This is a genomic window from Streptomyces platensis, assembly GCF_008704855.1.
GTDB lineage: Bacteria > Actinomycetota > Actinomycetes > Streptomycetales > Streptomycetaceae > Streptomyces > Streptomyces platensis.
Map to the genome: position 1 here is coordinate 470,777 of NZ_CP023691.1, position 11,632 is coordinate 482,408.

The window sequence follows — 11,632 nt, forward strand, 5'->3', positions numbered from 1 at the left end:
GTCGTACGCGAGGCGTCTATGGAGCATGAGGGCGCCCAAGGCCACTCAGAGCGAGCCACACCGGAACAGTGAGGGTGTGACGGCCCGCCGTTCCTGGAGTCCGGGTCAGTGGATGGCCTGCTCGTCGGCTCGCCGGCCGTGCAGGGCTGTGACCAGCCAGGGCTGGAAGGGCAGGTGGCCGGGGAGCACGTGCCAGTCGTTGACGGTCCAGACCAGGCGCCAGTAACGCTCGACGAGCGGATCGTGTCCCTGCTCGAACTGCTGGGCCATCCATGCCCGGAGTTCGGGGTCGGCGGGACGCGCCAGAGCGGTGGCGAAGCGTGACACGACGGTTTCGACGACTGCTGCGGCTTGTTCGCTGTGCGGATCGGTTTGCGCCTCGATGGCGGGGGTGACCGTCTGGCGGGCGAAGCGGACAAGGTCCGCCGCTGTGTGGGGAGCGACGCCCGGCAGGGCGTCTTCGTCGGAGGGTGGCAGCGTCGCGTGCACCACGCGCGCTCGGAAGCCGGTGTCGCCCATGAGTTCGGCGAGCTCCACCCAGGCGGCGAGCTGTGCGTCGGAAGGGTCCTCCGGAGGGTCGGGGACAGCTGTGCGCAGAGCAGCGGCCGCGGTGGCGGCCACCTGTGTGGTGGCGGTGAGACTGGTGATGAAGTCCGTCACCAGGCGACGTCGCTCATCGGAGGTGAGGCGGGTCAGCTCATGCACGAGAAGGGTCTCCTCAGGAGTGGACCGGCGCGAGATCTCCAGTAACTGGAGAGTCAACGCGTCGCGTTCCCCGGTTCGGACGGCCCCCGGCGCCGGTGCACATGGGGGGCGTGTGCCGGGCGGGGCGTGTGCCGGGCGGGGCTGCCAGGTCATCGCAGTCGATGTGGTCGGACCCGTGCCACTCGGTTGGCGGTCCTGTGTGAACGTGATGGCTGCCTGGCGGTCCGTGTCGTCGGGGCGCCAATGACCTCGGGGCCGATGTTCTCGCTGTGACGCCCGACGGACTCCGTCTCGTCATCCAGTGCAAGCAATACCGCGAAGCCAACCGGGTCGGGTCCCAGGACCTCCAACGCTTCGGCGAGACCTGCTTCACCGTCCACGGCGCCGACATCGCGGCAGTCGTCACCACCGCCGGCGAACTCCTCGCCGCCGCCTCGCCCGCAGGCTCGGACACAACAGTGCGGCCCCGACCGGGAGGACCAGGTCGGGGCCGCACTGCCGTGAGGGTCTGCTTGTGCGCGCCGCTCGCGTCCGTCGAAGAAGACCTCAGTTGTCCGTGCCGTCGCCGGGGACGGCGTCGGCGGGGTCGGTGTGCCAGTTGGTGACGATGGGCTTGTCGACGGTGACGGCGCCGGTGGAGACGCTCGCGGGGTCAGAGTCGGACGTGCCGATGGCCGCGATGAGGAACGTGAACTCGACGCCGTTGTCGCCGTTGGTGGTCTTGGGGTTGATCCCGGCGTAGGCGGTCGTGGAGCCGCTGAGCTTGATCGCCGGGCCGACCGACTGCTCGGCGCTGCTCGCCTCGATGCCCTTCGAGCCGAAGGAGACCGAGGGCAGCCCGCTGGGAATCGTGCAGGTGATGCCGGGCTTGGCACGGGCGGACAGCAGGATGTAGCCGCCGGCCTGAGTCTCGGAACGCGCCGAGAACTTCAAGTCGTTGGCCCCACAGGCCTGCCCGTAACCCTTCTTGCCACCGCCCGGGGCCGACTCGGCACCCGACGAGGACGCACCGTCCTTCCCCGACGTGCCCCCCTCCGACGACGAACCGGCCGCCTTGCCGCTGTCAGAACTCTCCTGGGACGCACCACTCGACGACTCCGCGGTTGCCTTGGCGGACGCCGCGGCGTCGCCGCCCGAGGCCGACCCGCCGCCGTCGGCCGAACCGCATGCGGTGACAGTCGCCGCGAGCACTGCGCCGGCAGCCGCGGAGAGCGCGACACGTCGGATGCGGGCGGTGTAGGTGCGGTTCAACAGAACTCCTCATTGCATGAAAAGGCAGAGGGGCAAGGCTGAAAGCCTGCTGACCCCTCATCGGATATCCCTATTCTCACGCACGCAGCTGCCGATCCTACGCGCGGGTAACACCTGAACAGGCTGGCCAGACCGAGATGTTGAACTCAACGGGGCGGGAGCGGCTCGGGCCCACGGGAGGGCTACGTCCGGCGGTGGAGGAGTTCGCCCAGCGGCACCGCGGGTGCCTGGAGGCGATGCCACTGCGGCGGGCGCGCGGCCCCGGCCTGCTCGCGGGGGGGCGAGAGGGTGCCGCTGCGGATCCTGGAGTTCGCCGCGGAGGCCCGGCCGGGGCAGGCGCGGCAGGCCCTGGAGCAGCTCGCGGCTCTTCACCCGGAGGCGGACACGGCCGTTCCCCGGGAGGCGCTGCACCGGCTGACGCTCTCGGGTGGGGCTGGTGGCGGCCCGGCCGACAGGTGAGTATGAATTCGCTCACACATTCGATTAGAGTTTTGTGTCGTCGATTCCCGATCACGCCGCGAGAGCGACGGGAGGCGTGACAGCGGCGGGCAGCGTGCGCTCGCAGCACCGGCCGTCACACCACAGGGCCGCCGCACCACAGGGCCGGGACACCCGACAGGCGGCCGACTCGGAGCCGTCAGAGCGCTATGTTCCCTTTGCGTAGATACTCTGTGAAGTGTGATCGAGTCTGGACGGCCGCGGCTCCGTCGTCGCCACGGCCGATGGCTGGTGCGGCTGTCGCCGGTGATCCTGACCGTCGTCATCGCCGGCCTGGCCTACGCCACTCCCCCGGAAGTGGCCTTCAGCCGCCTCCTGCCCGCGGCGCCGGCCCTCGCCGCCGCGATGTGGCCCGTGCTCCCCACCGTCCTGCTGGGGACGGTCTGCCTCATTCTGATGATCGGGCTCAGCCTCGTGTTCCCCGGTCTGGGCACATGGTGGACGGCTGCGGGGATCATCGCGGTCACCGTGGCGGCCGCGTACGGAAGTCATGTCCGGCTCCAGCGGGAGCGGACCCTCTTTCAGCTGCGGCTCGTCGCCGACGCGGCGCAGCAGGTGGTGCTGAGTCCGATGCCGCGCCGCTTCGGGAGCGTCGAGATCGAGTCGCTGTATCTCGCGGCCGCGGCGGAGGCCCGTATCGGCGGGGACTTCTACGAGGTGGTCGACACGCGCTACGGAGTCAGACTGCTCATCGGTGATGTGCGGGGCAAGGGCCTGCCGGCGGTGGGGGCGGCCGCGGCGATCGTCAATTCCTTCCGGGAGGCGGCCTACGACGAGGCCGACATGGTCAGCGTCGCGCGCCGGCTGGACGCCAGCAGCACCCGTTACAACGCCGCCTTTCCCCCCGAGGGGCCGATGGAGCGGTTCGCCACCGCCCTTCTTGTCGAGATCCCGCACGGGGACAGCCGTATCGAGATCCTCAACTGCGGGCACCCGCCACCACTGCTTCTGAACCGCGGGGAACTCCGTGCCCTCGAACCCACCACCCCCTCGCCGCTGCTCAACCTCGCGGAGCTGATCGGCGATCACTACACCATCGACACCTTCGACTTCGCCCCCGGCGACCTGCTGCTGCTCTATACCGACGGGATCGCCGAGGCCCGCGCGCGCGACGGCGGCTTCTTCCCCCTGGCGGCGTGGATGCGGCAACAGCCCCCGACGCCGCCCCACGAGCTGCTCACGGCCCTTCACCGCGACCTGCTCCGCTACAGCAGAGGACGCCTGGACGACGACATCGCCGCCCTCGCGGTGCGACTGTGTGAACCTCCGGAGTAGCCGGGCGGGGTGGCGTGTCGTACGACGAATGCGCTCGGCCTCGGCGAACTTCGATGCCGACCTCGGCGACGCGCTGGGTGAATCGGCGATGCGGTCCACACAGGATCAGCAAGACCCGATGCCGACCGCACCCTCTGGTACGCCCTGTGGCCCGACCCGTGAAGACACGGTCATGGGCTGCCGTGACACCCGGCCGGGCCCCAACCGACAGCCCGCACCATCGGCCGATCACCGTTGGGCAACGCCACCACGATCAGGACGTCACCTTGGCGGTCAGCCCATAGTCCAGCTCTGCGCCATCGACGAGTAGCGCCTCGACCGTACGGGTGCTGGGGTCGATATCGGCCACGATCCCGTGACCGGCGTAGCGGGGGTAGCCAGAGGCGCCCGTCTCGCCGGTGGCCTCGACGACCGCCGATCGGACGGCTGAGTCCTCCTCGGAGGCACCGCCTCTGTCCTCAACATGTTCGGGGACCAACAAGATCGTGAAGCGCTGCGGCTTTGTAGTCACGCTCCGATATTTAAGTGTCTGTGCCACCAGCCGTGGGGCAGGCGCGCGGCATCGGATGTGCACATGTGGGCTCCCCGAAGGTCCGCATCGGGAAATCGGCGCCGACGCCGGCCCGCAGGCAGACGCCCCTGTATGCCGGTCGGCGGTGGAGCCGCCGGAGGCCGCTCCACCGCGCAGCCGGGGCGGCCGTTTACGCATGGGCGCTGATCACGCCGCCGCTGCTGAGCACGATGTAGCTGCCGTTGGCGTCGAGCCCGTCGTCGTGCCCCTTCGTCTCCAGCGTGGCCAGGACCGAACCGCGGGCGACGATCTTGGCGCGGTAGTGCTGGTCACCGAGCTTGGAGATCTCGGCCGTGCTGATGCCGTCCGCCAGACGCTGGGTACGGACCGTGGAAATGCTGGGCCCGGCACCTACCGCAGGTTCCAAGGATTCCGTAGGAGTTGACTAGGCCCTCTGCCGCTGACCGCCCGCCCGACGGTGGGCGGCAGCGAACATCGGTCAACCTTGCCGCCGGACGGTCGGCGCGGCAAGTGTGGTCACCGGCTTGGCCGCTAGGCTCGCGATATCGGATCTTTCCTCATATCGGAGGCACGATGCCCAGCAAGACAAGCAAAGCCGGCGGAGATTCCGTCCCCGCCTTATTGCAGCTTCGCGGGATCAGCCGCACCTATGGTGATCGCCAGGCCCTGCACCCCCTGGACCTGAAGGTGCCGGCCGGTACCTGCACCGCCCTCTTCGGACACAACGGCTCGGGAAAATCCACATTGCTGCGCATCGCCAGCGGCCGGGACAAACCGACCACCGGCACAGCGTTGTTCGACGGCAGGGTCATCGACGAGGACGACCCCGGGGTACGCGCCAGGGTCGCCGTAGTCGGCGACAGCGTCGCCTTCTATCCCGATCTGAGCGTGCACGACCATCTCAAGCTCATCACTGTGGCCCACGACGTGGCTGACGCGGACGGGTGGATCGATCAAGTCCTGACCGACCGCCGCCTTGAGGGCCATGCGCACCATCTCCCCGCCGCCCTGTCATCGGGACAGATGCAGGCATTCCTGCTTGCTGCTGCCCTGGTCCGCCCCCGCGATCTTCTCGTACTCGATGAGCCGGAGCAGCGCCTGGACCCGGACTCCCGGAGGCGCCTGAGCGAACTGCTGATCGGCGAGAAAGCGGATGGCGTAGCGGTTCTGCTCGCCACCCACCAGGCGGATCTCGTTCGAGCGGTGGCCGACCGGGTGGTCGCTCTGGAGGACGGCAAGGTCGTGGCCTCTGGCGCCCCTGCCCGTGTGTTCAAGCAGTTGGGTGGCCACCAGTGAGCGACGAGACAGCCTGGACACCGGAGTACGACCGCACTTCCGAGACGTTGCGCTGGCTGCGCGACAAGCGCCGCAGTCACCGCAGCAGACGGAATCGTGATCTCGGAGTCATCGGTTACTCGCTCGTCCTGCTCGCCGGCGGCTACGGCACGACCTTCGTCTACCGCTTCGCCAAGCGCCTGGAACACGCGGCCGCCCACGGGGACGCCTTGGAAGCGATCCGCCGTACGCTTCCCGCCGGTCTGGTGCTGCTGGCTCTCAGTTTGGTGGTGCTCGCCGCGCGCGACGCGCTGTGGCGCGGGCCGGTGATCGTGCCGGGACCGGACGCGGCGTGGCTTCTCAGCCAGCCGGTCGACCGGGCCCGCGTGCTACGCCCCTACTTCCGCCTCACTGCTGGACTCGCTGTCGTCGCCGGGGTGCTGTGCGCGGTCGCCGGGGGGATTCTGCTGCACCTGACCGGACTCTCCTCGCTGGGGACCGGGCTTGCGAGCTGTCTGCCCGCCGGGCTGTGTCTCCCGCTCCTGGCGGTCGTGCTCGCCCTCCAGGTCGAACGACGGACCAGCCTGGGAATCCGAGTCAGGGCATGGACGCCGTACGCCGTGCTGCTGCTGGTGATGCTCGTCGCTCAGACGGGGTGGGCGGCTGCTGGGCACCGGCTTCCCGTGCTGGAGCAGGTCGAGCTGTGGTCCGGGCCCTGGGGCTGGGCCGCGCAACCGGTCGTCCATGCGGCGGGTGGCTCGGCGCACACATGGCCCGCCGCTGTTGCGCTGCTCGTGGTCCTCACCGCCGCGGCGACGCGGTACGCGCATACGGTTTCCGCGACCGTCCCCACAACGCAGTTGCGTGCTCGCGCGGCGACGGCCACCACGGTCGCATCGGTGATGTGGTCGGTGGAACTGCGCGCCGCGAAGTTGGCAGTGAGCGAGGCGCTCGGACGGGACGGGCGTGAGTCACGGCGTCGGCTGCCCATGCCTCGCAGCAAGTACCTCGTGGTGGTGTGGCGCGACGCCGTGGCGTTGTTGCGCGCACCGGGCCGTGTCGGCAGCGCGGCTCTCTGGACCGCGGCCGGCGCAGGGATGTCGGGGATGGCCGCATCTCTCGACGGCCGAAGCAGGGTCGCCGCTGTGGTCATGGCCTTGTTCTTCGGGTACCTGGCGGTTGGTCAGCTGGCCGAGTCGGCGCGATGGGAGGCGGACGATCTCCGGCGCTCATCATGGTCTCCCTTCCGCTTCGCGACCTTGATGCTCCATCACGCGATCGTCCCGGCAGGGCTCGGCGCGGTATTGGCTTGCCTGGCGGCCATACCCTTCGCACTGAAGGGAGCTGCCTGGGCGCTCCTGGTGATGCCGGTGTGCGCTCTGCCGTTTGCCGCGGCCTCTATCGTGGCGGCGGTCCGCGGGCCGGTCCGGTCCGAGCTGCTGTTCATCGGCATCCCTACTCCCTTCGGGGACCTCAGCTTCTTCGTCTTCCTGTTCTGGTACGCAGCACCGCTGCTGATCTCGGTGACCACCCTGAGTTTCGCGCTGGAAGCCGTCCTTGCCCATGGGGCCGGCGTCGAGGCCCTTGCGTGCATGGTGCTGGTCTCCTTGGCGTTGACGGCCGTGCTGCTCCTCGGCGCCTCCCACCTGGCCAGGAAATTGCGCAGGCATTGATCGAGGCAGGGGGAGGCGGAAACTCCGAAATCGCACAAGTGGTCACCGACCCAGAGATAGTGTGCAAGCTGTGGCGGCTGCGCAACACCTGCGCCCGTGCCCTGGACACAAACGGAGGCGCCAGGTGGCAACAGCCAAACTGCCGATGTCGGTATTGCACGGCCCCCGCATTCCCTACTCCGAGGGAGAGCGCATCGATGCCCTCGTGGACCGTGCAGCCATCGCCAACCCGGAAGCCGTCGCACTTCGGTGGCGAGACACCTCAGTGACCTACCACGCACTGGTAGCGGCGGCGGACCGGGCGGCTGCGGTCCTGACCGGCCAGGGAGTGGTCGCCGGTGACGTGGTGGTGGTCCGGGCTGAGCGCACTCCCGAGACGATGACCGTCTTGTTGGGGCTGCTGAAGGTGGGCGCGGTCTATGCGTGCGCGCCTGTTGACTGGCCGGTCGGCCGCTGCCGACAACTCGTCGAGCAAACCGGCGCCACGGTGTGTGTGGCGTCGGTGCCCGGAGAGCCGGTCGGCACCGCCACCACTCTGACCGTTGAGGAGGTGCTCGCGCTCCACCCCGATCGCCCTGTCCCAGCGGCCAGGCCCGCGCCGCCCACGAGCGGCACAGATCCCTTCTGTGTTTTCCTCACGTCCGGCAGCACCGGCATGCCCAAAGCTGTGCTTGCGCCGCACCGGGGCGTCGCACGCACAGCCATCGACATCAGACGCCTGCACGACGCGCCACTGACCACGCTGCAACTTTCCTCGATGGCCTGGGACATCTTCGCTCTCGAACTATGGGTGAGTCTCATCAACGGCGGCACCTGTGTGCTCTTCGATGATCGATACCTGACGGGGCAGCGGTTACGCGAACTGGTCCGAGACGGGCTCACCATGCTGGCGATCGCCACTCCCCTTTTCGGCATGCTCGTCGATGACGACCCGGGTTCACTCGCCGGACTGCGCCTCGTCCTCGTCGGCGGCGAACGGCTGCCGGGCGGCCACGTCGCACGATGCCTGCGACAGCATCCAGGGCTTCAGCTGGTGAATGCCTACGGTCCGGTGGAGAACACCATCAACAGTACGCTGTGGGTCGCCCGGACTGATGAGTTAGCCGATGACGTGCCCATCGGCACTCCGGTGACCAACACGTCCGTGCACCTCCTCGACGAGCAGCGCGCTGTCGTGCCCACGGGGCACGTGGGTGAGATCGCGCTCAGCGGGGACGGAGTATCACTTGGGTATCTCGGAACCGGCGCCGAGGCGAACCAGCGGTTCATCGAGCTCCAGGCTGACGGTGCGGTCCGGGCCTATCTGACCGGTGATCTGGCACGGATCAACGACCGGGGGCAACTGGTGTTTGCCGGTCGCAAGGACCGTCAGCTCAAGGTACGGGGGTTGCGTATCGAGCCGGAGGAGATCGAACGCCTCATTGAGTCCGTGCCCGGCATCACCCGAGCCGTCGCACTGGCGCTGCCGCTCGATGCCCCGAACAAGACCCGTCTGGCGGCGTTCTACCTCACCCCGCACGGGGGCGTGGACCCCCAGCAGGTGCGGGCCGCGATCACCAGGACATTGCCGGCCGGCTTCGTGCCCGACGTCCTGCGCGCCGTCGACGAACTTCCTCTCACCGCGAACGGCAAGGCCGACGAGCGGGCCCTTGCCGCGCTCCTGCCGGCACCGGCTGCCGACGACAGTGCGGCAAACGAAGACCACGACATCGAAGCCATCCGTTCGGTCGCTTCAGAGCTGCTGGGGTACCCGGTCGCCCCCGGGGACGACCTGTTCGACCGCGGCGCCACCTCCTTGACGGCCATGCGCCTGGCCACGCGGTTGAGCAGCAGATTTTCACGCACCATCGAGGTTTCCGATATCTTCCGCACGCGCTCGCCGCAGCGGATCGCGGAGCTGCTCGGCCGGGCACCCGCCTCTCCGAGCGGCACTGACACGGGGCGCGTGGATCCCGGTCCCGAGACGGGATACACGCCGCATGAACTCCCTTTCGTCTTCGGCAGCTTCTGGACGGCACTGCGCAACGGCGCCCGTCTCGACGAGGCCGTGGTTCCGGTGATCTACCGGCTGCGAGGCACTCTCGATGCGGCAGTACTCTCAGAAGCCCTGGACCACCTGGTGGCCCGTCATGAGGTGCTACGGGTACGTTTCAGCTCTGACCTGGAACATCCACAGGTCCGTGTCCTGCCTGCCGGTGAGACCACAGGGGTGTTGAAGCGTCAGCCGGCGGTGTCGACCCTGGCAGAGGCGGAGCGGGCGGCAACCGCGTGGGCGATGCGCCCCTTCGATCTGGCGGCCGGCAGTCCGATCAGGGCCGCGCTCTTCCCGGCCGGTCCGCACGAGGCGGTGCTCGCCATCAGCGTCCACCACATCTTCTTCGACGGTTGGTCCGCCCGTCTGTTCAGCGAGGAACTCGCCGATGCCTACCAGGCGCTGCTCCGCGGCATCACCCCGCAGGCCGATCAACCACCGTCGTACTTCCGTGTCATCGCTGCCCAGCGTGAGCAGTACCGGAAGCAGTTCCCGTTCGCTGTGTGGTCCCGGCGCAAGCGCATGGCTGACGCCCCCGAGCTGACCTTTCCGCTGAACGACCGAAGGCCTTGGAGCGGTCCGGCAGACGAGTTGCCGCTGGCCGTCGACCAAGAGCTGATCGCCGAGGTGGGTGCCGCAGCTGCCGCTGTGCAGGGGACTGCCATGTCGGTGTTCTATGCCGCCTACGTGATGCTCCTGCGCGCGTACACGGGAGCGCCCGACCCGGCTGTCGCCATACCCGTGAGTGGCCGGTACACGGAGCAGGAGGCCACCCTGGTCGGCTGCATGGCCGGCCTGTTGCCGTTGCGGCTGCCGACCGAAGCTGACACACCGCAGGTGCTGGCGCTTACCGCCGCTGAGGAACTGCGTGCCGCGATGAAGCCGCCGCTGGTACCGATGAATGCGATCATGCCCAAGCTTCCTGACGGCCACCGGAGGCACCCGCTATTGCAGGCGTATCTGCTGCAGGAGGAGATCCCCCCGGCCTCCATGCGGTGGGGGGACGCTGAGGCCGAGCTCATCCGTAGCCCGGCCGCCAATGCCGTGCCTGAGTTGACCGTGGAGTTGTGGCCGCACCCTGCCGTCGGCGGTGTGTTGCGTTACCGGCGCGACGCCATACCGGACGACGATGCCCGAATGCTGGCCCGTCAGTTCGTGGACAACGTCCGGCAGGTCGTGCAGGCCTTGGCCTGACCAGGCTTCCACTGGCGGCCTCGCTTTACCACCTGACGGGCAGTGCCTGCGGCCCGAGCGCCGATCGCCCGAGCTTCCAGGACACTTCGTGCGCCGACACCGCCAACGCGAGGGCGGGCAGGCGGGCCAGCAAGGTGCCTATCGCGGCCCGTAGTTCGATCCTGGCGAGCTGCGCTCCCAGGCAGTGATGCGGCCCGTGGCCGAAGGCCAGGTGCCGATTGGGCTCCCGCTGGAAGTCCAGCTCGTCAGGGTCCGCGAAGACTGATTCGTCGCGGTTGGCCGAATCCGCCTGCACCACGACCGAGTCGCCGGCTCGTACCAGTCCACCGCTCAGACGGACGTCCTCAGTGGCGATCCGGGTGAAGCCGGAGAGGGTTCCGATCGGCACGAAGCGCAGCAACTCTTCGATGGCCGACTCCAACATGTCGGGCTGAGCGCGCAGTTGCTCAAGGTGTGCAGGGTTCACGAGGAGCGTGTAAAGGAAATTGCCGAGCTCGTCGGTGGTCGTCTCGTGGCCGGCCAACAGGAGAGTTACCGCGAAGCTCACCAGTTCCTGCTCGCTGAGCCGCTCCTCTTCATCACGCGCTCGCACCAGCGTTCCGAGCAAGTTGTCGGACGGATTCTCCCGTTCGACGGAGATCCTGTCGGCCAGGTAGTCCCAGGGGAGCTGTCCTGCCTGCTTCATCTTGGCGACCGCATCGGCGCCGGTGGACCGCATCGCTTCTGACCATGTGTAAAAGAGGTGCCGCTCGCCAAAGGGAACGCCCAGCAACTCGCAGATCACCATGACAGGAAGCGGTCGGGTGACGTGAGCCACCATGTCAGCGGGCTGCCCGTGTCCGACCAGTTCGTCGATGAGCTCATCGACGAACTGCTCCACCTTTGGACGTAGCTCCTCCATACGGCGAGGGGTGAATGCACGCGAAACGAGCCTGCGGTGACGGGTGTGGTCCGGTGGGTCAAGCGTCAGAATGCTCGACACCTGCTGGACGAGCGGGACCAGCCGCGGTACGTCCCGCCCGAGCGTGGCCGCCCGACTGAATCTGCGGTCGCCGAGGACTGTACGCACGTCCTCGTACCGCGTCACCAGCCACGCCTGGCCGCCGTAGGGCATGGTGACACGGGCGAGCGGCGCATCGTGCCGCAAGCGCGCGAACTCCGGGTCGATGCCCACTCCCCTGGCCTGGCGGAAAGGGT

The 11,632-nt window shown here is 68.5% G+C and carries 10 protein-coding genes and 1 pseudogene; 6 read left to right on the plus strand and 5 right to left on the minus strand.

Annotation, left to right across the window (positions count from 1 at the left end; genetic code table 11):
- Positions 1–105 precede the first annotated feature (105 nt).
- A complete protein-coding gene (locus CP981_RS02060) occupies positions 106–705 on the minus strand; it encodes a hypothetical protein (protein WP_085923105.1) in 600 nt (199 codons plus the stop codon).
- Positions 706–891: 186 nt separating this feature from the next.
- On the opposite strand from CP981_RS02060, the pseudogene CP981_RS02065 reads away from it, so the two are divergent.
- Positions 892–1,118: pseudogene (locus CP981_RS02065) on the plus strand (restriction endonuclease); the annotation flags it as partial.
- A gap of 133 nt (positions 1,119–1,251) precedes the next feature.
- On the opposite strand, the gene CP981_RS02070 reads toward CP981_RS02065, so the two are convergent.
- A complete protein-coding gene (locus CP981_RS02070) occupies positions 1,252–1,956 on the minus strand; it encodes a DUF4232 domain-containing protein (protein WP_085923104.1) in 705 nt (234 codons plus the stop codon).
- Positions 1,957–2,244: 288 nt separating this feature from the next.
- Between CP981_RS02070 and CP981_RS37530 the strand changes: the two genes are divergently transcribed.
- A complete protein-coding gene (locus CP981_RS37530) occupies positions 2,245–2,415 on the plus strand; it encodes a hypothetical protein (RefSeq protein ID WP_158092620.1) in 171 nt (56 codons plus the stop codon).
- 219 nt (positions 2,416–2,634) lie between these two features.
- Positions 2,635–3,729: a PP2C family protein-serine/threonine phosphatase gene (locus tag CP981_RS02075; protein ID WP_244329498.1), complete on the plus strand. Its 1,095-nt coding sequence runs from the start codon at positions 2,635–2,637 to the stop codon at positions 3,727–3,729.
- Positions 3,730–3,982: 253 nt separating this feature from the next.
- Here the strand turns inward: CP981_RS02075 and CP981_RS02080 are convergent, their stop codons facing one another.
- Together CP981_RS02080 and CP981_RS02085 are read right to left on the minus strand one after the other, a co-directional pair.
- Positions 3,983–4,240 (minus strand): hypothetical protein, encoded by a 258-nt coding sequence (locus CP981_RS02080; protein ID WP_042153096.1) that lies wholly within the window; start codon positions 4,238–4,240, stop codon positions 3,983–3,985.
- Positions 4,241–4,430: 190 nt separating this feature from the next.
- Positions 4,431–4,667, minus strand: a complete 237-nt coding sequence (locus CP981_RS02085) for a hypothetical protein (protein WP_085923102.1) — start codon at positions 4,665–4,667, stop codon at positions 4,431–4,433.
- A gap of 167 nt (positions 4,668–4,834) precedes the next feature.
- On the opposite strand from CP981_RS02085, the gene CP981_RS02090 reads away from it, so the two are divergent.
- From CP981_RS02090 to CP981_RS02100, 3 genes are all read left to right on the plus strand, one after another.
- Positions 4,835–5,557: an ABC transporter ATP-binding protein gene (locus tag CP981_RS02090; RefSeq protein ID WP_085923101.1), complete on the plus strand. Its 723-nt coding sequence runs from the start codon at positions 4,835–4,837 to the stop codon at positions 5,555–5,557.
- Complete coding sequence (locus CP981_RS02095; protein WP_085923100.1) at positions 5,554–7,209, plus strand: DUF6297 family protein; 1,656 nt, start codon at positions 5,554–5,556, stop codon at positions 7,207–7,209. The genes CP981_RS02090 and CP981_RS02095 overlap by 4 nt, the downstream gene beginning before the upstream one ends.
- A gap of 124 nt (positions 7,210–7,333) precedes the next feature.
- Entirely contained in the window at positions 7,334–10,435 is a 3,102-nt protein-coding gene (locus CP981_RS02100) for an AMP-binding protein (protein ID WP_208852880.1), read from the plus strand.
- Between the two features lie 25 nt (positions 10,436–10,460).
- Here CP981_RS02100 and CP981_RS02105 read toward each other — a convergent pair whose 3' ends face one another.
- Complete coding sequence (locus tag CP981_RS02105; RefSeq protein ID WP_244329500.1) at positions 10,461–11,609, minus strand: cytochrome P450; 1,149 nt, start codon at positions 11,607–11,609, stop codon at positions 10,461–10,463.
- Positions 11,610–11,632: the final 23 nt, after the last annotated feature.